Genomic DNA, 26,481 nt, shown 5'->3' with positions numbered 1-26,481 from the left:
GGCCGGGGCATCCGACGCTCCCCTTGCGGTTCGCGGCGGAATACCCCTAAGCCTCCCGGTCAAGCCTAGTGCGAGAACAACTGCTGGGTTACTCGCCCTTGGCCTTCGCGATGATCTCCTCGGCGACGTTCTTGGGAACCTCGGCGTAGGAGTCGAACTGCATCGAGTAGCTCGCGCGACCCGACGTCTTGCTGCGGAGGTCGCCGACGTAGCCGAACATCTCCGAAAGCGGCACCAGGCCCTTGACGACCCGGGCGCCACTGCGCTCCTCCATGGCCTGGATCTGGCCACGGCGGGAGTTGAGGTCGCCGATGACGTCGCCCATGGACTCCTCGGGCGTGGTGACCTCGACGGCCATCATCGGCTCGAGGAGGACGGGGCTCGCCTTGCGGGCGCCCTCCTTGAAGGCCTGCGAACCGGCGATCTTGAACGCCAGCTCGGAGGAGTCGACCTCGTGGTAGCCACCGTCGAGAAGGATGACGCGAACGCCGACCATCTCGTAGCCGGCCAGGATGCCGAACTTCATGGCCTCCTGGGCGCCCGCGTCCACCGACGGGATGTACTCGCGGGGGATGCGGCCACCGGTGACCTTGTTGACGAACTCGTAGGAGGCGTCTCCGCCCTCCAGCGGCTCCAGCGCGATCTGCACCTTCGCGAACTGGCCGGTACCACCGGTCTGCTTCTTGTGCGTGTAGTCGATCCGCTCGACCGTCTTGCGGATGGTCTCGCGGTAGGCGACCTGGGGCTTGCCCACGTTCGCCTCGACCTTGAACTCACGCTTCATGCGGTCGACCAGCACCTCGAGGTGCAGCTCGCCCATGCCGCCGATGATCGTCTGACCGGTCTCCTCGTCCGAGTGGACCTGGAAGGAGGGGTCCTCCTCCGAGAGACGCTGGATGGCGACACCCAGCTTCTCCTGGTCGCCCTTGGACTTGGGCTCGATCGCGACCTGGATGACCGGAGCCGGGAAGTCCATGGACTCCAGGATCACCGGGTTCTTGTCGTCGGACAGCGTCTCACCGGTGGTGGTCTGCTTCAGGCCCATGACGGCGACGATGTCGCCGGCGCCCACCGACTCGATCTCCTCACGCTTGTTCGCGTGCATGCGGTAGATCTTGCCGATGCGCTCCTTCTTGCCCTTGACGGAGTTCAGCACGGAACTGCCGGACTCCAGGCGGCCCGAGTACACCCGGACGAAGGTGAGCTTGCCGAGGTGCGGGTCGCTCATGATCTTGAACGCGAGGCCGGAGAAGGGCTCGTCGTCCGACGGCTTGCGCTTGATGATCTGCTCGGCGTCGCCGACGGCGTGGCCCTCGATGGCCTCGACGTCCAGCGGCGACGGCAGGTAGCGCACGACCGCGTCGAGCAGGGGCTGGACGCCCTTGTTCTTGAACGCGGTGCCGCAGAACACCGGGGTGACGGTGACGGAGCCCGCGCCGCCCTTGGAGGCGAGGGTGATGCGGCGGATGGCCGCGATCAGCTGCTCCTGGCTGGGCTCGGTGCCCTCCAGGTACAGCTCCATCATCTCCTCGTCGTTCTCGGCGACGGCCTCGAGCAGCTTGCCGCGCCACTCGTCGGCGGCCTCGGTGTGGGTGTCCGGGATGTCGACGACGTCGTACATCTCACCCTTGGTGGCCTCGGCGGACCACACGAGGGCCTTCATCTGGACGAGGTCGACCACGCCCTTGAAGTCGGCCTCGGCACCGATCGGCAGCTGCATGACCAGCGGAACCGCGCCCAGGCGGTCCACGATCATGTCGACGCAGCGGTGGAACTCGGCACCGGTCCGGTCCAGCTTGTTGACGAAGCAGATACGCGGCACGCCGTAGCGGTCGGCCTGACGCCACACGGTCTCGGACTGCGGCTCGACGCCGGCGACACCGTCGAACACCGTGACAGCACCGTCGAGCACGCGCAGGGAACGCTCCACCTCGACGGTGAAGTCGACGTGACCCGGCGTGTCGATGATGTTGATCGTGTGATCGACGTTCTCCAGCGGCCAGTGACAGGTCGTCGCGGCGGACGTGATCGTGATGCCGCGCTCCTGCTCCTGCTCCATCCAGTCCATCGTGGCAGCGCCGTCGTGGACTTCGCCGATCTTGTACGAGACACCGGTGTAGAACAGGATCCGCTCGGTGGTCGTCGTCTTGCCCGCGTCGATGTGGGCCATGATCCCGATGTTGCGGACCCTGGCCAGGTCAAGTGAAGTGGTAGCCATAAGGCTTCAGTCTTCTCTCGGTTCTCTCGATGGGGGCGCGGACTACCAGCGGTAGTGCGCGAAGGCCTTGTTGGACTCGGCCATCTTGTGGGTGTCCTCGCGACGCTTGACCGCGGCGCCCAGACCGTTGCTGGCGTCCATCAGCTCGTTCATCAGACGCTCGGTCATGGTCTTCTCGCGGCGGGCGCGGGAGTAACCCACCAGCCAGCGCAGCGCCAGGGTGTTGGCACGGCCGGGGCGGACCTCGATCGGCACCTGGTAGGTCGCGCCACCGACACGGCGGGACTTGACCTCGAGGGAGGGCTTGACGTTCTCCAGGGCGCGCTTGAGCGTGATGACCGGGTCCTGCCCGGTCTTCTCGCGCAGGCCCTCGAGGGCGCCGTACACGATGCGCTCGGCGGTGGAGCGCTTCCCGTGCAGAAGAATCTTGTTGACGAGCGACGTCACCAGAGGAGAACCGTAGACCGGGTCGATGATGACCGGGCGCTTCGGGGCGGGGCCCTTACGAGGCATTCTTACTTCTCCTTCTTGGCGCCGTAGCGGCTGCGGGCCTGCTTGCGGTTCTTGACACCCTGGGTGTCGAGCGAGCCGCGGATGATCTTGTAGCGAACACCCGGCAGGTCCTTCACACGGCCACCACGCACGAGCACGATGGAGTGCTCCTGCAGGTTGTGACCCTCACCCGGGATGTAAGCGGTGACCTCGATGCCGCTGGTCAGTCGCACACGCGCGACCTTACGCAGGGCAGAGTTCGGCTTCTTCGGGGTGGTGGTGTAGACGCGCGTGCAGACGCCGCGGCGCTGGGGAGAACCCTTCAGCGCAGGCGTCTTGTTCTTCTCGACCTTGTCTTGCCGGCCCTTTCGGACCAGCTGCTGGATCGTAGGCACCGTTTCTCCGGTTTCTGTGTGCCGATCTCGATACTTCTAACCTGGGGTTTCAGCGGCTCACACCGACCCACGCGGTCGGGTGTGTCGCGCACCTCATACGATTTCCGTCGAAGCGAAATGCGTATTTGTCGGTGTATCGGCCTCGGTGTCCCGTACGGACAAGTGCACGCACGAGAACCCGGGCACACCCCAGGCACAAGGTCAGAGCGTACCCAGCGCTCAGCCTTCGGTCAAAACATATGGTCTCGGCCGATGCCGCACCCTCCCGCCGGGCTCCGCCGGGGGCTCGCGGGAACGCACTCAGCCGTGACTGACCGCCACTACCACCATAACGACGATCGCCGTGAGCGCGACCGTGAACGCGGTCAGAAGGTATCCCATCACCAGGCCGCACACCGCGAGGGCGTCGCCCCGCTCGCCCGTGCGCCGGATCTCCCGGCGCGCCATGTGCCCCAGCACCACGGCCGGTATCCCGGGGATCAGCAGTCCGAACATCCCCACCGCGCCGCAGACCACCGAGGCGACCGCCTTTGCGTTCACGGCCGGCGGCGGCGTGGGCAGCCGGCGGGGGCGCGGGATGTCCACGGTGAGTCCGTACAGCTCCTGGTAGGTCACCGCCTGGTAGGCCAGACCGACCCGGTCCTCGAACTCCGGCTGGGTCAGCCGCCCTTCGGCGAACGCCGTCTTGAGCACGTCCACCGTACGCTCGCGATCATCGTGCGCAGCCCGCATCGCTCCATTATGCCCCGGAAAACCCGTTCCGAGGGTGTCCCGTCACACCGTCGGCCGGACCGCGCCGCCCCTCCCCCGCCCGGCCCGCCCGCCAGGGCCCCACAGGCCCGCCCAGGACGGCGGAAAGCCGCTGGGCGGCCACCCCCGAAGGGATGGCCGCCCAGCGGCCTCGAGCGGACGACTCAGCCGTTGTACGGGCCGTAGTCGTAGTCCTCCAGCGGGACGGCCTGGCCGGAGCCGGTGCCGAACGGGCTGTAGTCGATGTCGTCGTAGCCGACGGCCGAGTACATCGCGGCCTTGGCCTCCTCGGTCGGCTCGACCCGGATGTTGCGGTAACGGGCCAGACCCGTACCCGCCGGGATGAGCTTGCCGATGATGACGTTCTCCTTGAGGCCCAGCAGCGAGTCGGACTTGGCGTGGATCGCCGCGTCCGTCAGGACTCGGGTCGTCTCCTGGAAGGAGGCGGCCGACAGCCAGGACTCGGTGGCCAGCGAGGCCTTGGTGATACCCATCAGCTGCGGACGGCCGGAGGCCGGGTGGCCACCCTCCGCCACGACCCGACGGTTCTCGGTCTCGAAGCGGCCGCGCTCGACCAGCTCGCCCGGCAGCAGCTCCGCGTCGCCGGACTCGATGATCGTCACCCGGCGGAGCATCTGCCGGATGATGATCTCGATGTGCTTGTCGTGGATCGACACACCCTGCGAGTTGTAGACCTTCTGCACCTCCCCGACCAGGTGGACCTGGACGGCCCGCTGACCCAGGATGCGCAGCACGTCGTGCGGGTTGGTGGCACCCACGGTCAGCCGCTCGCCGACCTCGACGTGGTCGCCCTCGCCCACCAGCAGACGGGCACGCTTGGAGATCGGGTAGGCGATCTCCTCTGCACCGTCGTCCGGGGTGATGACGATCTTCTTGGTCTTCTCCGTCTCCTCGATCCGGATGCGGCCGGCCGCCTCCGAGATCGGGGCGACACCCTTGGGGGTACGCGCCTCGAAGAGCTCGACGACACGCGGCAGACCCTGGGTGATGTCGTCACCGGCCACACCACCGGTGTGGAAGGTACGCATCGTCAGCTGGGTGCCGGGCTCACCGATGGACTGGGCGGCGATGATGCCGACCGCCTCACCGATGTCCACCAGCTTGCCGGTCGCGAGCGAACGGCCGTAGCACATCGCGCAGGTACCCACCGCGGACTCGCAGGTCAGGACCGAGCGGGTCTTGACCTCCTCGACGCCGTTGCGGATGAGCTGCTCGATGAGCACGTCGCCCAGGTCGGTGCCGGCGGTGGCCAGCACCTTGCCGTCCACCACGACGTCCTCGGCGAGGCAGCGCGCGTACACGCTGGTCTCGACGTCGTCCGTCTTGCGCAGCGAACCGTCCTCGGAACGCTCGGCGATCGCCAGCTTGAGGCCGCGCTCGGTGCCGCAGTCCTCCTCGCGGATGATGACGTCCTGGGAGACGTCGACCAGTCGACGCGTCAGGTAACCGGAGTCGGCGGTACGCAGAGCGGTGTCCGCGAGACCCTTACGGGCACCGTGGGTGGAGATGAAGTACTCCAGCACGGTGAGACCCTCGCGGAACGACGCCTTGATCGGCCGCGGGATGGTCTCGTTCTTCGCGTTGGACACCAGGCCACGCATACCCGCGATCTGACGCATCTGCATCATGTTTCCGCGGGCACCCGAGTCGACCATCATGAAGATCGGGTTGGTCTTCGGGAAGTTCGCGTTCATCGCCTCGGCGACCTCGTTGGTCGCCTTGGTCCAGATCGCGATGAGCTCCTGCGTGCGCTCGTCCTTGGTGATCAGACCGCGCTCGTACTGCTTCTGGACCTTCTCGTCCTGAGCCTCGTAGCCCGCGATGATGGCCTTCTTGGCCTCGGGCACGACGATGTCGGAGACGGCCACGGTGACGCCGGAACGGGTCGCCCAGTGGAAGCCGGACGCCTTCAGGTTGTCGAGCGTCGCCGCCACGATGACCTTCGGGTACCGCTCGGCGAGGTCGTTGACGATCTCGGAGAGCTGCTTCTTGCCCACCGGGTAGTCCACGAACGGGTAGTCCTCGGGCAGCAGCTCGTTGAAGAGCGCACGGCCCAGGGTCGTGTTCAGCCGGAAGGAGTCGCCGAGCTGCCAGGGCTCCTCGCCCTCGACGTCCGCCGGCGGGGTCCAGCCGCGCGGCGGGACGGTCCCGATCGGGAAGCGGATGTCGATCCTCGACTGCAGCGAGAGCTCGCGCGCGTCGAAGGCCATGATCGCCTCGGCGGTCGAGCCGAACGCCCGGCCCTCGCCCCGGAGCTCGCGCTCCTCCGCGTCCGTGGTGAGGAAGAACAGACCCAGGACCATGTCCTGCGTCGGCATCGTCACCGGACGGCCGTCGGCGGGCTTGAGGATGTTGTTCGAGGACAGCATCAGGATGCGGGCCTCGGCCTGCGCCTCCGCGGACAGCGGCAGGTGCACGGCCATCTGGTCACCGTCGAAGTCCGCGTTGAACGCGGTGCAGACGAGCGGGTGGATCTGGATGGCCTTGCCCTCGACCAGCTGCGGCTCGAAGGCCTGGATGCCGAGGCGGTGCAGGGTCGGCGCACGGTTCAGCAGCACCGGGTGCTCGGCGATGACCTCTTCGAGCACGTCGTACACGACCGTGCGGCCGCGCTCGACCATGCGCTTGGCCGACTTGATGTTCTGCGCGTGGTTCAGGTCCACCAGGCGCTTCATCACGAACGGCTTGAAGAGCTCCAGCGCCATGGCCTTGGGCAGACCGCACTGGTGCAGCTTGAGCTGCGGGCCGACCACGATGACCGAACGGGCCGAGTAGTCGACGCGCTTGCCGAGCAGGTTCTGACGGAACCGGCCCTGCTTGCCCTTGAGCATGTCGGACAGCGACTTCAGCGGACGGTTGCCGGGGCCCGTGACCGGGCGGCCGCGGCGGCCGTTGTCGAAGAGCGCGTCGACGGCCTCCTGAAGCATGCGCTTCTCGTTGTTCACGATGATCTCGGGGGCACCGAGGTCGAGGAGGCGCTTGAGGCGGTTGTTGCGGTTGATGACGCGGCGGTACAGGTCGTTCAGGTCGGAGGTCGCGAAGCGGCCACCGTCCAGCTGCACCATCGGACGCAGGTCCGGCGGGATCACCGGGACGCAGTCCAGCACCATGCCCTGCGGCTTGTTGGTGGTCTGCAGGAAGGCGGAGACGACCTTGAGGCGCTTGAGCGCACGGGTCTTCTTCTGGCCCTTGCCGGTACGGATGATCTCGCGGAGCTTGGCGGCCTCCTCGTCGAGGTCGAAGGACTCCAGGCGCTTCTGCAGCGCCGCGGCACCCATCGAACCCTGGAAGTAGGTGCCGAAGCGCTCCCGCAGCTCGCGGTAGAGCAGCTCGTCACCCTCCAGGTCCTGGACCTTGAGGTTCTTGAAGCGGGACCACACCTCGTCGAGCCGGTCGAGCTCGCGCTGGGCACGGTCGCGCAGCTGCTTCATCTCACGCTCGGCGCCCTCGCGCACCTTGCGGCGCACGTCGGACTTGGCGCCCTCGGCCTCCAGCTCGCCGAGGTCGGCCTCGAGCTTCTTCTGCCGGGACTCGATGTCCGAGTCACGGCGCTGCTCGATCTGCTGACGCTCGACGGAGACCTGGGCCTCCAGCGAGGACAGGTCGCGGGTGCGACGCTCGTCGTCCACCCACGTGATCATGTAGGCGGCGAAGTAGATGACCTTCTCGAGGTCCTTCGGGGCGAGGTCGAGCAGGTAGCCCAGCCGCGACGGAACGCCCTTGAAGTACCAGATGTGGGTCACGGGAGCGGCCAGCTCGATGTGGCCCATCCGCTCACGACGCACCTTGGCGCGAGTGACCTCGACGCCGCAGCGCTCGCAGATGATGCCCTTGAAGCGGACACGCTTGTACTTGCCGCAGTAGCACTCCCAGTCCCGGGTGGGGCCGAAGATCTTCTCGCAGAAGAGTCCGTCCTTCTCGGGCTTCAGGGTGCGGTAGTTGATGGTCTCTGGCTTCTTGACCTCGCCATGGGACCACTGCCGGATGTCGTCCGCGGTCGCAAGGCCGATCCGCAGCTCGTCGAAGAAGTTGACGTCGAGCACTTTGTCGTCAATCCCTCTTTCGGGGTCGAAAGTCAAACATGTCTGAACGGTCCGGGGGAGGCGGGGAGCCGCTCATCGGCGGCTCCCCGGCCGGCCCGTCAGACCTCTTCGACGCTGCTCGGCTCGCGCCGGGACAGGTCGATTCCGAGCTCCTCCGCCGCGCGGAAGACGTCCTCGTCCGTGTCGCGCATCTCGATGGACATGCCGTCCGAGGACAGCACCTCCACGTTGAGGCAGAGCGACTGCATTTCCTTGATGAGCACCTTGAAGGACTCGGGAATGCCCGGCTCGGGGATGTTCTCGCCCTTGACGATGGCCTCGTAGACCTTCACGCGGCCCAGGACGTCGTCGGACTTGATGGTGAGGAGTTCCTGCAGCGCGTAGGCCGCGCCGTACGCCTCAAGGGCCCACACCTCCATCTCGCCGAAGCGCTGACCACCGAACTGCGCCTTACCACCCAGCGGCTGCTGGGTGATCATCGAGTACGGGCCGGTGGAACGGGCGTGCAGCTTGTCGTCCACCAGGTGGTGCAGCTTGAGGATGTACATGTAGCCGATCGAGATCGGGTCCGGGAACGGCTCGCCGGAGCGGCCGTCGAAGAGCCGGGCCTTACCCGAGGGCAGCACCATGCGCTGGCCGTCGCGGTTCGGGATCGTGGCCTCGAAGAGACCGGCGATCTCGTCCTCGCGCGCACCGTCGAACACCGGGGTGGCGACGTTGGTGCCGGGCTCGACGCGGTCGGCGCCGATCGCCGTGAGGCGACGCGCCCACTCCTCGCTGAGGCCGGAGACGTCCCAGCCCTGGGCGGCGAGCCAGCCGAGGTGGATCTCCAGGACCTGTCCCGGGTTCATTCGGGACGGGACACCCAGAGGGTTGAGGATGATGTCGACCGCGGTGCCGTCCTCCAGGAACGGCATGTCCTCGATCGGCAGGATCTTGGAGATGACGCCCTTGTTGCCGTGACGGCCGGCGAGCTTGTCACCGTCGGTGATCTTGCGCTTCTGCGCCACGTAGACGCGGACCAGCTGGTTCACGCCCGGGGGCAGCTCGTCGCCCTCCTCGCGGTCGAAGACGCGCACGCCGATGACCTTGCCGGTCTCGCCGTGCGGCACCTTCAGCGAGGTGTCACGGACCTCACGGGCCTTCTCGCCGAAGATCGCGCGCAGCAGGCGCTCCTCCGGGGTCAGCTCGGTCTCGCCCTTCGGCGTGACCTTGCCGACCAGGATGTCGCCGGCGACGACCTCGGCACCGATGCGGATGATGCCGCGCTCGTCGAGGTCCGCCAGGACCTCCTCGGAGACGTTCGGGATGTCCCGGGTGATCTCCTCGGGGCCGAGCTTGGTGTCACGGGCGTCGACCTCGTGCTCCTCGATGTGGATCGAGGAGAGGACGTCGTCCTGCACCAGACGCTGGCTGAGGATGATCGCGTCCTCGTAGTTGTGGCCCTCCCACGGCATGAACGCCACCAGGAGGTTCTTGCCGAGCGCCATCTCACCGCGCTCGGTGGACGGGCCGTCGGCGAGCACCTGGCCGGCGATCACACGGGCGCCCTCGTCCACGACGACCTTCTGGTTGAAGGAGGTGCCCTGGTTGGAGCGGGAGAACTTGGCCACCCGGTAGGTGTTGTAGGTGCCGTCGTCGTTGGCGACGGTGATGTAGTCCGCGGAGACCTCCTGGACCACACCGTCCTTGTCGGCCTTGATGACGTCACCGGCGTCGACCGCGCAGCGGTACTCCATGCCGGTGCCGACCAGCGGGGCCTGCGCCTTGAGCAGCGGCACGGCCTGGCGCATCATGTTCGATCCCATGAGCGCGCGGTTGGCGTCGTCGTGCTCGAGGAACGGGATCATGGCGGTCGCGACCGACACCATCTGGCGCGGCGAGACGTCCATGTAGTCCACGTCCTCACCGGGGACGTAGTCGATCTCGCCACCACGGCGGCGCACCAGGACGCGGGACTCCGCGAAGTGGTCGTCATCGGTCAGCGGCGCGTTCGCCTGCGCGATGACGTAGCGGTCCTCCTCGTCGGCCGTGAGGAAGTTGACCTCGTCGGTGACGACACCGTTCTCGTCGACCTTGCGGTACGGGGTCTCCACGAAACCGAACGCGTTGACCCGGCCGTAGGAGGCCAGCGAACCGATCAGACCGATGTTCGGGCCTTCGGGGGTCTCGATCGGGCACATGCGTCCGTAGTGGGACGGGTGCACGTCACGGACCTCGAAGCCGGCCCGCTCACGGGACAGACCACCGGGGCCCAGCGCGGACAGACGGCGCTTGTGGGTCAGGCCCGACAGCGGGTTCGTCTGGTCCATGAACTGGGACAGCTGGCTGGTGCCGAAGAACTCCTTGATGGAGGCGACGACCGGCCGGATGTTGATCAGGGTCTGCGGCGTGATCGCCTCGACGTCCTGGGTGGTCATCCGCTCGCGGACGACGCGCTCCATACGGGCCAGACCCGTGCGGACCTGGTTCTGGATGAGCTCGCCGACGTTGCGCAGACGACGGTTGCCGAAGTGGTCGATGTCGTCGACCTCGACGACCACGGAGGAACCGTTGTCGCCGGTGGTCTCGGTCTCGCCCGCGTGCAGCTTGACCAGGTACTTGATCGCCGAGATGACGTCCTCGACGGTCAGCACACCGGCGTCCAGCGGCGCGTCGGCACCCAGCTTCTTGTTGATCTTGTAGCGGCCGACCTTGGCCAGGTCGTAGCGCTTGGGGTTGAAGTAGAGGTTCTCCAGCAGCGTCTGCGCGGCCTCACGGGTCGGCGGCTCGCCCGGACGCAGCTTGCGGTAGATGTCGAGCAGCGCGTCGTCCTGGCCCTGGGTGTGGTCCTTCTCCAGGGTGGCGCGCATCGACTCGTACTCGCCGAACTCCTCGAGGATCTGCTCGGTGGTCCAGCCGAGCGCCTTCAGGAGGACGGTGACGGACTGCTTGCGCTTGCGGTCGATGCGGACACCGACCATGTCGCGCTTGTCGATCTCCATCTCCAGCCAGGCACCACGCGAGGGGATGACCTTGGCGGAGTAGATGTCCTTGTCGGACGTCTTGTCGATCTGGCTGTCGAAGTAGACACCCGGCGAGCGCACCAGCTGGGACACCACGACACGCTCGGTGCCGTTGATGACGAAGGTGCCCTTGTTGGTCATGAGCGGGAAGTCGCCCATGAAGACCGTCTGGGACTTGATCTCGCCGGTCTCGTTGTTGGTGAACTCGGCCGTGACGAAGAGCGGGGCCGCGTACGTGAAGTCGCGCTCCTTGCACTCGTCGATCGAGTTCTTCGGAGGCTCGAAACGGTGGTCGCGGAAGGTCAGCGACATCGACCCGGAGAAGTCCTCGATCGGGGAGATCTCCTCGAAGATCTCCTCCAGACCGGACTTGGTGGGGACGTCCTGACCACTGTCCAGGGCCGCCTCGACGCGAGCCTTCCAGGCGGCGTTGCCGAGAAGCCAGTCAAAGCTCTCGGTCTGCAGCGCGAGGAGGTTCGGGACCTCGAGGGGCTCCTTGATCTTCGCGAAAGAGATGCGCAGCGGGGCGGTGCTTGCGCCGTTGTTCGAATTGGCAGTCGAGGCGTTGCGCGAGGCGGCCAAGAGGGGGTCCTTCCGAGGGCTCGGACTCACTACGCGCGTACCGGTTCCGCCCCCGGGCGCAGACAAGGATGTCCTGGTCAGGACGGTTCCTCATGTGTGCTCAGGCTTGGGCTTGTCCCTGGTGACGGGCCAGGCGACAGCTAACAGGCAGCGCAAAGGGTCAGTGTAGCCACTTGGCACACTGATGTCCAGTGCAGAGTTTCGGAGACCGGTGCTGCACCAATCTCGTCCTCCGGAGGGGTCGGTGAGATCCCCTTGTTGTGAGCCGTCATGCCCTCTTTCACGCTTGCCACGCTAGGCATTCCCGCATCGCCTTCGTTCCATGCCTCGGTCCATGGCCGATGTGACGACGCGTCCTGAGAATCGCGCGCTGCGTGCGGTTCGTCAAGGCCTCCGCCCCGCGGAGATCGTCACAGCTCGAGGGAGCCGACGGTCACGGAACGGTGATGATCACCCTACCCGGGTCGGTCGCCGGACCGGGTGACGCACCACGCAAACGACCGAGGGCGGCCACCCGAAAGGGTGGCCGCCCAGCGGCTGATCAGCCCCCCGGAAGGGGCAGCGATCACTTGACCTCGACAGCCGCGCCCGCGGCCTTGAGGGACTCGGCGGCCTTCTCCGCGGCCTCCTTGTTGACCTTCTCGAGGACCGGCTTCGGGGTGCCGTCGACGAGGTCCTTGGCCTCCTTCAGACCCAGGGAGGTCAGCTCGCGCACGACCTTGATGACCTGGATCTTCTTGTCGCCGGCGCCGGTGAGGATGACGTCGAACTCGTCCTTCTCCTCGACGGCCTCGGCCGGGGCACCGGGGACGCCGGCGGCGGCGACGGCGACCGGGGCGGCAGCGGTGACGTCGAACTTGTCCTCGAAGGCCTTCACGAACTCGGAGAGCTCGATGAGGGTCATCTCCTCGAACTGGGCGAGCAGGTCGTCCTGGCTGAGCTTCGCCATGATGGCGGTCCTTCCACTAATTCGGCTGGTGCCGGATGTACATGTCGGCGGGCGTACGGGCCCGCTAGAGCACGGGAGTGGTTACTCCGCGTCCTCGGCGGGAGCCGGCGTACCGGCACCGCCCTGCTCGGCCTTCGCGCGCAGCGCTTCCACGGTGCGAACGAGCTTCGACGGCAGGGCCTGGAAGACAGCAGCGGCCTGGCCCTGCTTGGCCTTCATGGCACCCGCCAGCTTGGCGAGCAGCACCTCGCGGGACTCGAGGTCCGCGAGCTTCTTGATCTCATCGGCGGACAGCGGCTTGCCGTCAAGCACACCGCCCTTGATGATGAGGTTCGGGTTCTCCTTGGCGAAGTCACGGAGACCCTTCGCCGACTCCACCGGGTCACCGGTGACGAAGGCGACAGCCGTCGGACCCGCGAACAGGTCGTCGAGCTGGGTGATCCCGGCCTCGTTGGCCGCGATCTTGGTCAGCGTGTTCTTCACCACGGCGTACGTGGCGTTCTCACCGAGCGAACGGCGCAGCGTCTTGAGCTGCGCCACGGTGAGACCGCGGTACTCGGTCAGCACGGCGGCGTTGGAGCTGCGGAACTTGTCCGTCAGCTCCGCGACCGAACCGGCCTTGTCGGGCCTCGCCATAGAGCCTCGGCCTCCTTCCGGGTGATTCGGACCGCGCGGGAAGGGGCCGGGCAAAACAAACGCCCCGGCGCAGGCGCACGGGGCGTGTCTCGACCGGAATTGCGAAAGCGATTCCGGGAGTACATCCACTGTCACCTGCGCGGGCCGTCCGCATCAGCGGATCCTTCGGCTGCCGCGCCCTCGCGGGCGCGCCAACAACCAGCGGTCTTTGGCTTCCCGGGAAGAATACGTGAACGGATCCCTGCCAGGCAAATCCGCCGTCGGGGCAGGTCAGCCCGTGGAACCGGTGCCCCCGGACAGCTCGGACGGCTTCATGTCCTTGATCATCTTGAAGAGGTCGAAGGTGTCCTTCGCCGGCGGCGCCTCGACGGTGGCGGCGGTCCCGAAGTCGGAGTAGGTCGCGGCGATGCGGACCGTGCCCTCGGGCATCTTCATCCCGATGGCCATCCGGACCGGGAAGTGGTCCTCGTTGACCCAGATCTCGGTGTCGTACCCCTTGATGCCGGCCTTCTCGGCGTTGGCGATCGCGGTCTTGCGGTCCTTCTCGGAGACCAGGTCGGCGGCCTTGTTGGCGGCGATCATCTCCGCGAAGGTGAGCGTGCCCCGGTAGTGCTCGGTCTGTGCGCCGCCGACCTTCTCCGCGCCGACGTGCTTGATGCTCGGCGACTGGAGCAGCAGGGCGAGCTGCTCGGCCGGGTCCTGGTTCATGTTCTCCAGGCCGGCGGTCATCCGCTTCTGCATCTCGGCGTCGCCGCTCGCCTTGGCCGCCGCCTCGAAGTCCATCTTCATCCAGCGCTTGCCGCCCGTCTCGGCGGCCATGCTCGGGCCCATATTCATGTACATGACGTTGTCCAGCATCTTCATGCGCACCTGGGATGGACCGTCCGGGGCACCCTCGGTGAGCGCGGAGCCCGTGACGGTGACGTCCATGACCGCGGGGTCCCAGCCCTGCACACCGGAGATCTGCGTGGTGCCGCCGCCCTGCGTCCCGGCGGGCGCGGTGATGGTCATGCGGACCTTGGCGGACTTCGCCTCGGAGGTCGTCGTGAAGGCCGCCTTGAGGGCCTTGGCGATCTCGCTCTGCGACAGCACCCGCGAGACCGGCGAGCCGTCGGCCTTCTTCCGCTTCTTGCCGCCCCCGTCACCGTCGTCGCAGCCCGCGACACCGGCGACGACCGCCACCGCCGCCAGGCAGACGCCCGCACGCTTCCATCCGGACATGCTCATGCTTTCCCACCCCATGCTGTTCGTGTGCTGTGTGTCCCCCGTGAAACGTGGGACACCGTAACGCACGCCACCGACAGGGCCGTACGCAATAAAAAACCGGCCCCGCGCCTCCCGGAGGAGGTGCGGGGCCGGTTCACATCACACGAGCCGCAGGGGCCCGACCCGGTCAGACGGCGGCCGGGTCCTCCTCGACGAGGAGGTTGCGGGTGCGGTTCGGGTCCACCGGGATGCCGGGGCCGATCGTGGTGCTGATGGCGGCCTTCTTGATGTAGCGGCCCTTGGCGGCGGACGGCTTCAGACGAAGGATCTCGTCCAGGGCGGCGCCGTAGTTCTCGACCAGCTGCTGCTCACCGAACGAGGTCTTGCCGATGATGAAGTGCAGGTTCGAGTGCTTGTCGACGCGGAACTCGATCTTGCCGCCCTTGATCTCCGTGACGGCCTTGGCCACGTCGGGGGTGACGGTGCCGGTCTTCGGGTTCGGCATCAGACCACGGGGGCCGAGGACGCGGCCGAGGCGGCCGACCTTGCCCATGAGGTCCGGGGTGGCGACGACGGCGTCGAAGTCCAGACGGCCCTTCGCGACCTCGTCGATCAGCTCGTCGGCGCCGACGATGTCGGCGCCCGCGGCACGCGCGGCCTCGGCACGGTCACCGGTCGCGAAGACCAGGACCCGGGCGGTCTTACCGGTGCCGTGCGGAAGGTTCACGGTGCCACGGACCATCTGGTCGGCCTTGCGCGGGTCGACGCCCAGACGGAAGGCCACCTCGACGGTGCCGTCGAACTTGCTGGTGGAGGTGTCCTTGGCGAGACGGACGGCCTCGAGGGGCGCGTACAGACGCTCCCGGTCGATCTTGCCGTCCGCAGCGCGGAGAGACTTGCTGCGCTTGCTCACTACTGCTCCTGTGTGTCTTGAGGAGTCGTGGTGCGGGCCGAGCAGGCCCAACCACGGTACTGCCGGTGGTGTGGTCAGCCCTCGACCGTGATGCCCATGGAACGAGCGGTGCCGGCGATGATCTTCTCCGCGGCGTCCAGGTCGTTCGCGTTGAGGTCGGGCAGCTTGGTCGTGGCGATCTCGCGGACCTGGTTGCGCGTAAGCTTCGCGACCTTGGTCTTGTGCGGCTCGCCGGAGCCCTTCTCCACACCCGCAGCCTTGAGGATCATGCGGGAGGCCGGCGGGGTCTTGGTGATGAAGGTGAAGGAACGGTCCTCGTAGACCGTGATCTCCACCGGGATCACCCAGCCACGCTGCGACTCGGTGGCCGCGTTGTAGGCCTTGCAGAACTCCATGATGTTGACGCCGTGCTGACCCAGCGCCGGGCCCACCGGCGGGGCCGGGTTGGCCGCGCCGGCGTTGATCTGGAGCTTGATAAGCCCCGTGACCTTCTTCTTCTTGGGAGGCATGTGCTCTCTCCGGGTCCTAGTGAGAGTTTCCTGCCTGCGAGCAGGCATACCGCACCACGATAGCGGGTATCGTGCCGAGCCCTGAAACCGGGCAGGTCAGCGAAGCTCTGGGGCGCCGCCGCGAGCGCCGGCCCACCCCGTCGATCCGCGCTTCGCGCGGCCGGCTGCGGGCCCGTTCACGCGCTCGCCGACACCCCCGGCAGCCGCCCGCCGGAGCCGGGCGACCGGACGCCCGAGCGGCCTCAGTGCCCGCGCGAGGACCGCGTCAGGACGCTTCCGCCGCGCACCGGGCCTGCGGCACCGCCGGGCCTGGCCGCACACGGAAGAGCCCCCGCCCGGCGGGAAACCGCGGGCGGGGGCTCTTCCGGTGTTCTGGGTCGGTCAGTTCTTCTGGATCTGGTCGAAGCTGAGCTCGACCGGCGTCTCGCGGCCGAAGATCTCCACGAGGCCCTTGACCTTCTTCGAGTCCGGGTTGATCTCGTTGATCGTGGCCTGCAGCGTCGCGAACGGGCCGTCGGTGACCGTGACCGAGTCGCCCACCTCGAAGTCCAGCACCTGGACCTCGACCTTGCGCTTCGGCACTGCGCCGCCCTCGCCGCCCTCGGCGGCGGCAGCCAGCTCCTCGACCTCCGGGGCCAGCATCTTGGTGACCTCGTCCAGCGTCAGCGGGTACGGGTCGTAGGCGTTGCCGACGAAGCCGGTGACGCCGGGGGTGTTGCGGACGACGCCCCAGGACTCGTTCGTCAGGTCCATGCGCACCAGCACGTAGCCGGGCAGCTTGTTCTGGCGGACGGTACGGCGGTCGCCGTTCTTGATCTGGACGACCTCTTCCTGGGGCACTTCTGCCTGGTAGATGTAGTCCTCGACGTTCAGCGAGACGGCGCGCTGCTCCAGGTTGGACTTCACGCGGTTCTCGTAGCCGGCGTAGGTGTGGATGACGTACCACTCGCCGGGGAGCACGCGCAGCTCCTCGCGGAACGCGGCGACCGGGTCGACCGGGGCCTGCTCCTCCGCGGCTTCCTCGGTCGTGGCCTCGTCCGTCCCGTCCGCCTCGTCCTCGTCGACGACCTGGACGGCAGCCTGCTCGGCGGGCTCGCCGGCGGCCTCGTCTGCAGCCTCCGCCTGGTCGATGTCGCCGTCGGCTGCCTCGACGATGTCGAGCGCGGTGTCGTCGCCCTCGACGGTCTCGTCGGCGTCGTACAGGTTCGGGTCAGACACGGTCGCTGCTTCTTCCTTCACGATGTGGAACAGGCGGTCGGGCGCCGCGGGCGCCCTCCGCGGGAGGAATCACCCGAAGACGTACGAGACGCCCTTGTTGAATCCCCAGTCAATCACGGTAACGAGCGCGATGATGACCACAACGAAGACAATCACCACGCTGGTGTAGGTGACCAGGTCGTTGCGCGTGGGCCAGACGACCTTGCGGAGCTCCGCGACGATCTGGCGGTAGAAGAGCGCGAGGCGCGCGAGAGGGCCCTTCTTGCCGCGCTTGCCGCCGCGGCGAGGCTTCTTCGAGCCGGCGTCCGCGGAATCACTGTCGGGACGACCACTTTCAGGCGTCGCGGTGGAGCCCAGGGCTTCCGTCACTCGTCCTCACCTGAATCCGGTTCGTTTGCCGAAACAATCCTCAAAGCGTCTGCCTGCTTGTAGCAGGGCCGGAGGGACTCGAACCCCCAACCGCTGGTTTTGGAGACCAGTGCTCTACCAATTGAGCTACGACCCTTTGAGTGCCCCCCAACGTACCGCATCCGAGCGGCTGCACGATGTGCGCAGCCAAGATCAGCTTGCGGGGGCCATCGACGGATGAGTGTACGTGTTCGCGGGCCGGGCGTCGAATGCGGAGCGTGTCCGGGCGCGGTTCGGCGAGGTTCCGCTCGGTTCTGCCCGGAACGTGAACTCGTGTGCTCCGGTGCCGCCGGGTCTGCGACGATGCAGACATGACCGCTGCAACTGAACGACGCGTGTCGGCCCGCATCGGGTCGATCTCCGAGTCCGCGACGCTCGCCGTGGACGCGAAGGCCAAGGCCCTCAAGGCCGCCGGGCGACCGGTCATCGGCTTCGGAGCCGGCGAGCCCGACTTCCCGACCCCCGGCTACATCGTCGAGGCGGCCGTGGAGGCGTGCCGCAATCCGAAGTTCCACCGCTACACGCCGGCCGGCGGTCTGCCGGAGCTGAAGGCCGCGATCGCCGCCAAGACGCTGCGCGACTCCGGCTACGAGGTCGACGCCTCCCAGATCCTGGTCACCAACGGTGGCAAGCAGGCCATCTACGAGGCCTTCGCCGCGATCCTCGACCCGGGTGACGAGGTCATCGTCCCGGCGCCGTACTGGACGACGTACCCCGAGTCGATCCGGCTGGCAGGCGGCGTCCCGGTGGACGTGGTCGCCGACGAGACCACCGGCTACCGGGTATCCGTCGAGCAGTTGGAGGCCGCCCGCACGGAGAAGACCAAGGTCGTGCTCTTCGTGTCGCCGTCCAACCCCACCGGCGCCGTCTACACCGAGGCCGAGACCGAGGCGATCGGCCGCTGGGCCGTCGAGCACGGCCTGTGGGTGCTGACCGACGAGATCTACGAGCACCTGGTCTACGGCGGTGCCGCCGCGGTCTCGCTGCCGGCGCTCTTCCCCGAGCTGCGCGACAAGTGCGTCGTCGTCAACGGCGTGGCCAAGACCTACGCCATGACCGGCTGGCGCGTGGGGTGGATCATCGGCCCCAAGGACGTCGTGAAGGCCGCCACCAACCTGCAGTCGCACGCCACCTCGAACGTGAGCAACGTCGCGCAGGTCGCCGCCCTGGCGGCCGTCTCCGGCGATCTGGTGGCCGTGGCCGAGATGCGCAAGGCCTTCGACCGCCGCCGCCAGACCATCGTGCGGATGCTCAACGAGATCCCCGGTGTCGTCTGCCCCGAGCCGGAGGGCGCGTTCTACGCGTACCCCTCGGTCAAGGCGCTGCTCGGCAAGGAGATCCGCGGCAGGCGGCCGCAGAGCTCCGTGGAGCTGGCCGAGCTGATCCTGGAGGAGGCCGAGGTGGCCGTGGTCCCCGGCGAGGCCTTCGGCACCCCCGGCTACCTGCGTCTGTCGTACGCGCTCGGTGACGAGGACCTCGTCGAGGGCGTCTCCCGGATCCAGAAGCTGCTGGGCGAGGCCAAGGCCTGAGCCTGTTCGGACCGCCCCGCGGGCCCCCTGACCGGCCGGTCAGGGGGCCCGCGTGTGTGTGCGGGCAAGCCCTCGTTCGGGGAAAGCGGCCGAAAGCGGTACCGGCACCCCCCACCGGTGCGGCAGGATCTGTGGATGGCACGCGATGTATCCCTCCTCCCCAAGGCGCACCTCCACCTTCACTTCACCGGCTCGATGCGGCCCGCGACCCTGCTGGAGCTCGCCGACAAGTACGGGGTGCACCTCCCCGAGGCGCTGACCTCGGGCGAGCCCCCCAGTCTGCGGGCGACCGACGAGCGCGGCTGGTTCCGCTTCCAGCGCCTGTACGACATCGCGCGTTCCGTGCTCCGCTCCCCCGACGACATCCGGCGCCTGGTGCGCGAGGCCGCCGAGGAGGACGCCCGCGACGGCTCGGGGTGGCTGGAGATACAGGTCGACCCCACCTCGTACGCGCCGCGCCTGGGCGGGCTGATCCCGGCGATGGAGATCATCCTGGACGCGGTGGAGACCGCCTCCAGGGAGACGGGCGTGGGCATGGCCGTCCTCATCGCCGCCAACCGCACCAGGCACCCGCTGGACGCCCGTACGCTCGCCCGCCTCGCGGTGCGCTACACCGATCACGGGGTGGTCGGCTTCGGGCTCTCCAACGACGAGCGCCGGGGACTGGCCCGGGACTTCGACCGCGCCTTCGCCATCGCCCGGGAGGGCGGACTGCTGGCGGCTCCGCACGGCGGCGAACTGGCGGGCGCGGGGAGCGTCCGGGACTGCCTGGACGACCTCCACGCGAGCCGGGTCGGGCACGGCGTGCGTGCGGCCGAGGACCCGCGGCTGATGGCCCGGCTCGCCGAGCGGGGCGTCACCTGCGAGGTGTGCCCGTCGTCCAACGTCGCCCTCGGCGTCTACGACCGGCCCGAGCAGGTGCCGCTGCGCACCCTCTTCGACGCCGGCGTGCCGATGGCGCTGGGCGCCGACGACCCGCTGCTGTTCGGCTCGCGGCTCGCCGCGCAGTACGAGCTGGCCCGGCGGGCGCACGGCTTCACCGACGAGGAGCTGGCCGAGCTGGCCCGCCAGTCGGTGCGCGGTTCGGCGGCGCCGGAGGGTGTGCGGAACAAGCTCCTGGCGGGGATCGACGACTGGCTCGGCGTCTGATCCCGGCCGGGACGGTTCGGGCGGGGGCGCCGGGCGGCGTACCGGGGGCGCGCCGGCGGCTCAGAGGCTGACGCCGACCGTCACCGGCTCGTTGACCAGGGTGATCCCGAAGGCCGCGTGGACGCCGGCGACGACCTCGCGGGCCAGCGCGAGCAGGTCGGCGGTCGTCGCCCCGCCCCGGTTGGTCAGGGCGAGGGTGTGCTTGGTGGAGATCCGCGCGGGGCCGGTGCCGTAGCCCTTGGTGAAGCCCGCCTTGTCGATCAGCCAGGCGGCGGACGTCTTGGTGCGGCCGTCGCCCGCGGGGTAGGCGGGGGGCGCGGTGTCCGGGCCGAGCCGGTCGTGGACCCGGGTCAGGAAGTCCGCGTATCCGGCCTCGGTGAGGACCGGGTTGGTGAAGAAGGAGCCGGCCGACCAGGTGTCGTGGTCCTCGGGGTCCAGCACCATGCCCTTGCCCGAGCGCAGCTTCAGCACCGTCTCGCGGGCGGTGGCCAGGGGCACCCGGTCGCCCGTGCCGACGCCGAGGGCTCGGGCCACCTCGGCGTACTTCAGCGGGCCGGACATACCGCCGGCGTCCTCCAGCGCGAAGCGCACCCGCAGCACGACGTAGCGGGCGGGGTCCGCCTTGAAGCGGCTGTGCCGGTAGGAGAAGGCGCACCCGGCGTTGTCCAGGACGACCGTTTCGCCGGTGGTCCGGTCGTAGGCGATCACCTCGGTGATCGTGCTCGCGACCTCCTGGCCGTACGCGCCCACGTTCTGAATGGGCGTGGCCCCGGCGGAGCCCGGGATGCCGGCCAGGCACTCGACGCCCGCCAGGCCCGCCTCCACGGCGCGGGCGACGGCGTCGGTCCACACCTCGCCCGCCGCGAGCTCCAGCTCGGTGCCGTTCAGCTCGAAGCCGCCGGTGGCGACGCGCAGCGCGGTTCCGGCGAATCCCTCGTCGCCGATCACCAGGTTGCTGCCGCCTCCGATGACCAGCAGCGGCGTCCCGGCGGCGTCCGCCTCCCGGACGGCCTCGACGACCTCGGCGTCCGTGGTCGCCGTCACCAGGCGGGTGGCGGGACCCCCGAGGCGGAAGGTGGTCAGGGGCGCGAGCGGGGCGTCGTTGAGTACGTGCACGGCATTCAGGGTACGGGGGGCGGGCGGATCGGCCAGGGCTGCCGCCCGTCCCGTACGGATCAGAGCGCCTCGAGGACCGTCGCGTTGGCCAGTCCGCCCGCCTCGCACATGGTCTGCAGCGCGTAGCGCGCGCCCCGGGCCCGCATGGCGTGGACCAGGGTGGTCATCAGCCGGGTGCCGCTGGCGCCCAGCGGGTGGCCCAGCGCGATGGCGCCGCCGTTGACGTTGACCTTGGCGGGATCGGCGCCGGTCTCCTGGAGCCAGGCGAGGACGACGCTCGCGAAGGCCTCGTTGACCTCGAAGAGGTCGACGTCCGCCAGGTCCAGCCCGGCGCGGCGCAGCACGCGTTCGGTGGCCGGGATGACGCCGGTGAGCATCAGCAGGGGGTCGGAGCCGGTGACGGCGAAGCTGTGCAGCCGGGCGAGCGGGCGCAGGCCCAGGCGCTCGGCGGTCTCACTGCTGGTGATCAGCACCGCGGAGGCGCCGTCGTTGACCGGGCTGCTGTTGCCGGCCGTGACCGACCAGTCGATCTGCGGGAAGCGCTCGGCGAAGCCGGGGTCGGCGAAGGCGGGGCGCAGCCCGGCGAGGATCTCCGGGGTGGTCTTGGGGCGGACGGACTCGTCCGTGGTGAGTCCGGCCAGCGGCGCGACCTCGGCGTCGAAGGCACCGGCCGACCACGCGGCGGCGGCCCTGCCGTGCGACTCGGCGGCGAAGGCGTCCATCGCCTCGCGGCTCAGCGACCACTTGGCGGCGATCAGCTCCGCGCTGATGCCCTGCGGCACGAGTCCGCCGGGGAAGCGCGCGGCCACGCCCGGGCCGAACGGGTCCGCGCCGGGCGGCACGTTGGACCACATGGGGACCCGGCTCATCGACTCCACCCCGCAGGCCACGACGACGTCGTACGCGCCGGCGACGACGCCCTGCGCGGCGAAGTGCACGGCCTGCTGGGAGGAGCCGCACTGCCGGTCGACCGTGGTGGCCGGGACGGAGTCCGGGAAGCCCGCCGACAGCCAGGCCCAGCGGGTGGTGTTCATGGCCTGCTCGCCGACCTGGTCGACGGTGCCGCCGATGACGTCGTCCACCAGCGCCGGGTCGATCCCGCTGCGGCCGACGAGTTCCTCGAGGGTGTGGGCGAGCAACTCCACCGGGTGCGTACCGGCGAGCGCACCTCCCGGCTTGCCCTTGCCGATGGGGGTGCGGACGGCTTCGACGATGACGGCGTCGCGCATGACGTTCTCACCTTCTGCGGGGTGGGGGGACGGGATGGCGGATGAGTGAGTTCGACTTTCAAACTATGACGCGGAGACGAGGGTAGGGCGGGTGGGTTTGGAATCACAACCCGCCGTGTGAGACTGGGCCGGTGAGCCCGACCACACCTGTGCCCCCACTGCCGGGGCGTCCCTGCTCCGCCGCCGCGGCCCTGCACGTCGTCGGCGAGAAGTGGGCGCTGCTCGCGGTCCGCGAGATCCTCTACGGCAACCGGCGTTTCGACGCCCTCGCCCGCAACACGGGCGCTCCCCGCGACCGCCTCACCGCGCGGCTGCGCGCCCTGGAGGAGGCCGGCATCGTCGAACGGCGCGCCTACAGCGAGCGGCCGCCGCGGTACGAGTACCACCTGACGGCGGCGGGGCGTGATCTCGCGCCGGTCATCCGGGCACTGGTGGCGTGGGGCGACAAGTGGGCGGTGGAGGAGCCGCCGGTGGTGCTGCGGCACCGGGGGGACCACCCGGTGGACGCCGTCGAGTACTGCCGCACCTGCGGGGACGAGGTCCACGACCACGACCTCGCACTCGACATCCGGAGCGAGGGGTGGACTCCCGCGGGACGGACGGTGGCCGCGCCGCCCGCCTGAACCGGGGCGCGCCCGTGCGGGCGGAGCGGGTCGGGCACGCCGCGAGGCGGGTGCGCCGCACCGGCACACCCGCCTCGCGTGAGGCACCGTCAGGGCGCCGCGTCGACCAGGGGCTTGGACGGGACCGGGGTCGCCTCGGGGGCCTTCGCGGCGCGGCGGCCCGGGACGAGGAGCGCCGCGAGCGCGCCCGCCGCGACGGCGGCCGCGCCCACCCAGAGCGCCGGGGTGAGGCCGTCGACGAACCGCGTCGCGGACTCGTAGCCGCCCTGGGCGGAGAAGACCGCCGCGAGGGTGGCGACGCCGAGGGCCCCGCCGACCTCGCGGAGGGCGTTGTTGGCACCCGAGGCGATGCCCTGCTCCTCCGGCCGCACGCTGCCCATGACGATGTTGGCGCTCGGCGCGAAGTACATCGCCATCCCGATGCCGCTCACGATCAGCGCCGGCACCTGCGACGCGTACGACATGCCCGGCTCCACGATCACGGCGAACCAGCCGAGCCCCACCGCCTGCAGGGCGAGCCCGGCGGCGACGACCGGCCGGCCGCCGACGCGGTCGGAGAGGAAGCCGGCGACGGGCGCGACGAGCATCGGCATGCCGGTCCAGGGCAGCATGCGCAGCCCCGCCTCCGTCGGGGAGTAGCCCGCGACGCCCTGGAGGAACTGGCTGAGCAGGAAGATCGAGCCGAACATGCCGAGGAACATCAGCAGGCTGGCCGCGTTGACGGCGGCGAAGGCGCGGCTGCGGAAGAGCCGCATCGGCAGGATCGGGTTGCGGGCGCGGATGCCGTGCCGGACGAAGGCGGCCAGCAGCACACCGCCGCCGACGAGGCCGCCCAGGACCGGGCCGCTGCTCCAGCCGTCGGCGTTGCCGCGGACGAGGGCGTAGACGATGCCGAACAGACCCGCGCTGGCGAGCACCGTGCCGGTCACGTCGAGCCGGGGCTCGGGACCGCGGCTCTCGGCGAGCCGCAGCCGGGCGAGGGGCAGCAGGAGCACGCCGATCGGGACGTTCAGCCAGAAGATCCACTGCCAGGAGATGTGCTCGGTGAGCGAGCCGCCGATGAGCGGTCCGGCGGCGACCGCGAGGCCGTTGACGGCGCCCCAGATGCCGAACACCATGCCGCGCCGCTCGGGCGGGACGGTGGCCGAGAGCAGGGTGAGGGTGAGCGGCATGAGGATCGCGGCGCCGACGCCCTGGACGGCCCGGGCGGCGATGAGTTCGTTCATGCCGGGGGCGAGCGCGGCGGCGGCGGAGGCCGCGGAGAAGACGCCGAGCCCCACGAGGAACATGCGCCGGCGCCCGAAGCGGTCGCCCAGGGCGGCGCCGAACATCAGGAGGACGGCGAAGGTGAGCGTGTAGGCGCTCACCGTCCACTCCAGGTCCTCCAGGGCTCCGCCCAGGTCAGCGCGGATGGAGGGCAGCGCCGTGGTGACGACGAGGTTGTCGAGCGCCGCCATGAACCCGGCGACGCTGGTGATGACGAGTGCCCAGACGACGCTGCTGCGCCTGGCCTCCGCCGGTTGCTGTGCCATGAACTCCCCCAGTTGATTAGTAATTGATCAATAACTTTCATGGCCATGGGTCGGCCCCGAAAAGGCGGGGCCACCCGTCAGCCCTTCCCCGGGAAGCGGTCGGCATAGAGGTCGACGATCCCCGCCCAGCCGCGCTCGTCCTGCGGGACACCGAGCGCCACCAGCACGTTCACGAGCATCCCCGTGCCGAAGAACTGCGCCATGTCGCCGTCGCCCGCCCCCGTACGCGCCCTGACGTAGTCCCACAGGCCGAGCCAGCCGCGCCGGCAGGACTCGCGGATCTCCTCGTCGTCGACGGCGGCGACGTACATCTGGAGCTGCATCCGAAGGACGTCGCCGCCCCCGATGAGCCCCTGGTACGAGCCGCACATCGCCTCGAACGCCTCCTCCCCCTCCAGCCCCTCGGCCGCCTTCTCGAAGTGCGCCTCGATCGTCTCGACGCACCGCGCCGCGGCGGCCAGGAACAGCGCCTTCTTGTTCGGGAAGAGCCGGAAGAGGTACGGCTGCGACACACCCATGCGCTGGGCGATGACGCCGGTCGAGGTGCCGTTGTAGCCACCCGTTCCGAACTCCGCCATCGCCGCGCGGACCGCCGCCTCGCGGCGCTCGTCCGCACTCATCCGCATCCCGTCGCCTGCCATGCGAAGTAAGTTATCAGTCAATAACAAGCCGGGGCAAGAGGAAGGCGGCGGGCACGCCCGCCGCCTTCCTCCCCACGACTACGCGAGCCGGACCACCGCGCGGGACATTCCCAGCACCTTCTGCCCGGCGCTGACGGCCGTCACGTCCACCCGGACCGTGCGCTCGTCGTCGTCCAGCTTGGCCGCGACCTTGGCGCTGACCTCGATCAGCGCACCCGTGCCGTCGTTCGGCACCACGACCGGCTTGGTGAAGCGGACGCCGTACTCCACGACCGCCCCCGGGTCGCCGGCCCAGTCCGTCACCACGCGGACCGCCGAGGCCATGGTGAACATGCCGTGCGCGATGACGTCCGGCAGCCCGACCTCCTTGGCGAACTTCTCGTTCCAGTGGATCGGATTGAAGTCACCGGAGGCGCCGGCGTACTGCACGAGTGTGGCGCGGTTCACGGGGAAGGACTGCGCCGGCAGTTCGGTGCCGACCTCGACATCGTCGTAGGAGATCTTCGCCGTCATCGGTCACTCACCCTCCGGCGCGCGCGCCACCAGTTTCATCAGCGCCGTCACCACGTGCTCGCCGCTCTCGTCGTGGACCTCGCCGCGGACGTCGATGACGTCGTTGCCCGCGAGCGACTTGATGGCCTCGATGGTGACCGTCACCGACAGCCGGTCACCGGCCCGCACGGGGCGGGTGTAGCTGAATTTCTGGTCGCCGTGCACCACCCGGCCGTAGTCCAGTCCCAGCTCCGGGTCGAGGACGACCTGCCCCGAGGCCTTGTACGTGATCACGAACGGGAAGGTCGGCGGCGCGATCACGTCCTGGTGGCCCAGGGCCTTCGCCGCGTCGGGGTCGGTGTAGACCGGGTTCGGGTCGCCGACGGCCTCGGCGAACTCGCGGATCTTCTCCCGGCCCACCTCGTACGGAGCGGTGGGCGGATACGTCCGCCCCACGAAGGACTGGTCCAGCGCCATCGGCACCTCCTGGAGCTGTGATGTACACGTCGGCGGGTCCGCCAACGCCAAGAGGCCGCCCCCGTTTGCAGGGGCGGCCTCTTTGGTCTTACGGCCTGGGTCAGCGCGTCTCGCGGTGCGCGGTGTGCGCGTTGCAGCGCGGGCAGTGCTTCTTCATCTCAAGACGGTCCGGGTCGTTGCGCCGGTTCTTCTTGGTGATGTAGTTCCGCTCCTTGCACTCCACGCAGGCCAGCGTGATCTTCGGGCGGACGTCGGTGGCGGCCACGTGAGTGCTCCTTGACGAACGGCAATAAGGTTTGAACACGGAAAGAGTAGCCGATTGAGGGACCGATCCCACAATCGGCTACG

The 26,481-nt window shown here is 69.0% G+C and carries 23 protein-coding genes and 1 tRNA gene; 3 read left to right on the top strand and 21 right to left on the bottom strand.

Going from position 1 to position 26,481, the window contains the following annotated elements; translation table 11 throughout:
- Positions 1-88: 88 nt before the first annotated feature.
- The 14 genes from fusA to B085_RS0112220 form a co-directional block, all read right to left on the bottom strand.
- A complete protein-coding gene (fusA, locus tag B085_RS0112285) occupies positions 89-2,218 on the bottom strand; it encodes an elongation factor G (protein ID WP_018558865.1) in 2,130 nt (709 codons plus the stop codon).
- Positions 2,219-2,260: 42 nt separating this feature from the next.
- Complete coding sequence (rpsG, locus tag B085_RS0112280; protein ID WP_018558864.1) at positions 2,261-2,731, bottom strand: 30S ribosomal protein S7; 471 nt, start codon at positions 2,729-2,731, stop codon at positions 2,261-2,263.
- Between the two features lie 2 nt (positions 2,732-2,733).
- A complete protein-coding gene (rpsL, locus tag B085_RS0112275; protein ID WP_014144289.1) occupies positions 2,734-3,105 on the bottom strand; it encodes a 30S ribosomal protein S12 in 372 nt (123 codons plus the stop codon).
- Between the two features lie 300 nt (positions 3,106-3,405).
- Entirely contained in the window at positions 3,406-3,837 is a 432-nt protein-coding gene (locus tag B085_RS0112270) for a DUF1707 and DUF4190 domain-containing protein (protein WP_026250965.1), read from the bottom strand.
- A gap of 182 nt (positions 3,838-4,019) precedes the next feature.
- On the bottom strand, positions 4,020-7,919 hold the full coding sequence (locus tag B085_RS0112265) for a DNA-directed RNA polymerase subunit beta' (RefSeq protein ID WP_018558862.1): 3,900 nt from the start codon (positions 7,917-7,919) through the stop codon (positions 4,020-4,022).
- A gap of 98 nt (positions 7,920-8,017) precedes the next feature.
- The gene (rpoB, locus tag B085_RS0112260; protein ID WP_018558861.1) at positions 8,018-11,506 is read right to left on the bottom strand and encodes a DNA-directed RNA polymerase subunit beta; all 3,489 of its coding nucleotides are present in this window, start codon (positions 11,504-11,506) and stop codon (positions 8,018-8,020) included.
- Positions 11,507-12,071: 565 nt separating this feature from the next.
- Entirely contained in the window at positions 12,072-12,455 is a 384-nt protein-coding gene (gene rplL, locus B085_RS0112255) for a 50S ribosomal protein L7/L12 (RefSeq protein WP_018558860.1), read from the bottom strand.
- Positions 12,456-12,536: 81 nt separating this feature from the next.
- The gene (gene rplJ / locus B085_RS0112250; RefSeq protein ID WP_018558859.1) at positions 12,537-13,091 is read right to left on the bottom strand and encodes a 50S ribosomal protein L10; all 555 of its coding nucleotides are present in this window, start codon (positions 13,089-13,091) and stop codon (positions 12,537-12,539) included.
- Between the two features lie 270 nt (positions 13,092-13,361).
- Positions 13,362-14,312, bottom strand: a complete 951-nt coding sequence (locus B085_RS0112245; protein WP_018558858.1) for a hypothetical protein — start codon at positions 14,310-14,312, stop codon at positions 13,362-13,364.
- Positions 14,313-14,484: 172 nt separating this feature from the next.
- Positions 14,485-15,210 (bottom strand): 50S ribosomal protein L1, encoded by a 726-nt coding sequence (gene rplA, locus B085_RS0112240; RefSeq protein ID WP_018558857.1) that lies wholly within the window; start codon positions 15,208-15,210, stop codon positions 14,485-14,487.
- 74 nt (positions 15,211-15,284) lie between these two features.
- The gene (rplK, locus tag B085_RS0112235) at positions 15,285-15,719 is read right to left on the bottom strand and encodes a 50S ribosomal protein L11 (RefSeq protein ID WP_018558856.1); all 435 of its coding nucleotides are present in this window, start codon (positions 15,717-15,719) and stop codon (positions 15,285-15,287) included.
- Positions 15,720-16,100: 381 nt separating this feature from the next.
- Positions 16,101-16,937 (bottom strand): transcription termination/antitermination protein NusG, encoded by an 837-nt coding sequence (nusG, locus tag B085_RS0112230; protein ID WP_018558855.1) that lies wholly within the window; start codon positions 16,935-16,937, stop codon positions 16,101-16,103.
- 69 nt (positions 16,938-17,006) lie between these two features.
- Positions 17,007-17,306: a preprotein translocase subunit SecE gene (gene secE, locus B085_RS0112225; RefSeq protein WP_018558854.1), complete on the bottom strand. Its 300-nt coding sequence runs from the start codon at positions 17,304-17,306 to the stop codon at positions 17,007-17,009.
- Between the two features lie 63 nt (positions 17,307-17,369).
- Positions 17,370-17,442 (bottom strand) — tRNA-Trp (locus tag B085_RS0112220).
- A gap of 214 nt (positions 17,443-17,656) precedes the next feature.
- Between B085_RS0112220 and B085_RS0112215 the strand changes: the two genes are divergently transcribed.
- Together B085_RS0112215 and B085_RS0112210 are read left to right on the top strand one after the other, a co-directional pair.
- Complete coding sequence (locus B085_RS0112215) at positions 17,657-18,874, top strand: pyridoxal phosphate-dependent aminotransferase (RefSeq protein WP_026250963.1); 1,218 nt, start codon at positions 17,657-17,659, stop codon at positions 18,872-18,874.
- A 135-nt stretch (positions 18,875-19,009) separates the two neighbouring features.
- Positions 19,010-20,023, top strand: coding sequence for an adenosine deaminase (locus tag B085_RS0112210; protein ID WP_018558852.1), 1,014 nt, complete (start codon positions 19,010-19,012; stop codon positions 20,021-20,023).
- Between the two features lie 60 nt (positions 20,024-20,083).
- Here the strand turns inward: B085_RS0112210 and B085_RS0112205 are convergent, their stop codons facing one another.
- Both B085_RS0112205 and B085_RS0112200 read right to left on the bottom strand, forming a co-directional pair.
- Entirely contained in the window at positions 20,084-21,139 is a 1,056-nt protein-coding gene (locus B085_RS0112205; protein WP_018558851.1) for a UDP-N-acetylmuramate dehydrogenase, read from the bottom strand.
- Positions 21,140-21,198: 59 nt separating this feature from the next.
- Positions 21,199-22,368, bottom strand: coding sequence for a thiolase family protein (locus B085_RS0112200; RefSeq protein WP_018558850.1), 1,170 nt, complete (start codon positions 22,366-22,368; stop codon positions 21,199-21,201).
- Between the two features lie 131 nt (positions 22,369-22,499).
- Here B085_RS0112200 and B085_RS0112195 point away from each other — a divergent pair, with 131 nt between their 5' ends.
- Positions 22,500-22,991 (top strand): winged helix-turn-helix transcriptional regulator, encoded by a 492-nt coding sequence (locus B085_RS0112195; protein WP_106434918.1) that lies wholly within the window; start codon positions 22,500-22,502, stop codon positions 22,989-22,991.
- 89 nt (positions 22,992-23,080) lie between these two features.
- Here B085_RS0112195 and B085_RS0112190 read toward each other — a convergent pair whose 3' ends face one another.
- From B085_RS0112190 to rpmG, 5 genes are all read right to left on the bottom strand, one after another.
- Positions 23,081-24,523 carry a DHA2 family efflux MFS transporter permease subunit gene (locus B085_RS0112190; protein ID WP_018558848.1) on the bottom strand — a complete coding sequence of 481 codons (1,443 nt, stop codon included), beginning with the start codon at positions 24,521-24,523 and terminating at the stop codon, positions 23,081-23,083.
- 77 nt (positions 24,524-24,600) lie between these two features.
- Complete coding sequence (locus tag B085_RS0112185; RefSeq protein ID WP_018558847.1) at positions 24,601-25,164, bottom strand: TetR/AcrR family transcriptional regulator; 564 nt, start codon at positions 25,162-25,164, stop codon at positions 24,601-24,603.
- 78 nt (positions 25,165-25,242) lie between these two features.
- Positions 25,243-25,677, bottom strand: coding sequence for a MaoC family dehydratase (locus B085_RS0112180; protein WP_018558846.1), 435 nt, complete (start codon positions 25,675-25,677; stop codon positions 25,243-25,245).
- A 3-nt stretch (positions 25,678-25,680) separates the two neighbouring features.
- Positions 25,681-26,133, bottom strand: coding sequence for a MaoC family dehydratase N-terminal domain-containing protein (locus B085_RS0112175; RefSeq protein ID WP_018558845.1), 453 nt, complete (start codon positions 26,131-26,133; stop codon positions 25,681-25,683).
- A gap of 100 nt (positions 26,134-26,233) precedes the next feature.
- Positions 26,234-26,398 carry a 50S ribosomal protein L33 gene (rpmG, locus tag B085_RS0112170; RefSeq protein ID WP_004571794.1) on the bottom strand — a complete coding sequence of 55 codons (165 nt, stop codon included), beginning with the start codon at positions 26,396-26,398 and terminating at the stop codon, positions 26,234-26,236.
- Between the last annotated feature and the right edge of the window lie 83 nt (positions 26,399-26,481).

The sequence above is a fragment of the Streptomyces sp. BoleA5 genome (assembly GCF_000373665.1).
Lineage (GTDB): Bacteria > Actinomycetota > Actinomycetes > Streptomycetales > Streptomycetaceae > Actinacidiphila.
Note: the sequence above shows the minus strand (reverse complement) of the source record. Positions and strands in the feature narration are given on the sequence as shown.

Excerpts from the sequence above, each read along its gene's own strand:
- B085_RS0112180 (WP_018558846.1), bottom strand. The coding sequence starts at position 25,677 with ATGACGGCGAAGATCTCCTACGACGATGTCGAGGTCGGCACCGAACTG.
- B085_RS0112190 (WP_018558848.1), bottom strand. The coding sequence starts at position 24,523 with ATGGCACAGCAACCGGCGGAGGCCAGGCGCAGCAGCGTCGTCTGGGCA.
- rpsG (WP_018558864.1), bottom strand. The coding sequence starts at position 2,731 with ATGCCTCGTAAGGGCCCCGCCCCGAAGCGCCCGGTCATCATCGACCCG.
- B085_RS0112210 (WP_018558852.1), top strand. The coding sequence starts at position 19,010 with ATGGCACGCGATGTATCCCTCCTCCCCAAGGCGCACCTCCACCTTCAC.
- B085_RS0112270 (WP_026250965.1), bottom strand. The coding sequence starts at position 3,837 with ATGCGGGCTGCGCACGATGATCGCGAGCGTACGGTGGACGTGCTCAAG.
- rplJ (WP_018558859.1), bottom strand. The coding sequence starts at position 13,091 with ATGGCGAGGCCCGACAAGGCCGGTTCGGTCGCGGAGCTGACGGACAAG.
- B085_RS0112245 (WP_018558858.1), bottom strand. The coding sequence starts at position 14,312 with ATGTCCGGATGGAAGCGTGCGGGCGTCTGCCTGGCGGCGGTGGCGGTC.
- B085_RS0112175 (WP_018558845.1), bottom strand. The coding sequence starts at position 26,133 with ATGGCGCTGGACCAGTCCTTCGTGGGGCGGACGTATCCGCCCACCGCT.
- fusA (WP_018558865.1), bottom strand. The coding sequence starts at position 2,218 with ATGGCTACCACTTCACTTGACCTGGCCAGGGTCCGCAACATCGGGATC.
- B085_RS0112215 (WP_026250963.1), top strand. The coding sequence starts at position 17,657 with ATGACCGCTGCAACTGAACGACGCGTGTCGGCCCGCATCGGGTCGATC.
- rplK (WP_018558856.1), bottom strand. The coding sequence starts at position 15,719 with ATGCCTCCCAAGAAGAAGAAGGTCACGGGGCTTATCAAGCTCCAGATC.
- rplL (WP_018558860.1), bottom strand. The coding sequence starts at position 12,455 with ATGGCGAAGCTCAGCCAGGACGACCTGCTCGCCCAGTTCGAGGAGATG.
- B085_RS0112185 (WP_018558847.1), bottom strand. The coding sequence starts at position 25,164 with ATGGCAGGCGACGGGATGCGGATGAGTGCGGACGAGCGCCGCGAGGCG.
- B085_RS0112200 (WP_018558850.1), bottom strand. The coding sequence starts at position 22,368 with ATGCGCGACGCCGTCATCGTCGAAGCCGTCCGCACCCCCATCGGCAAG.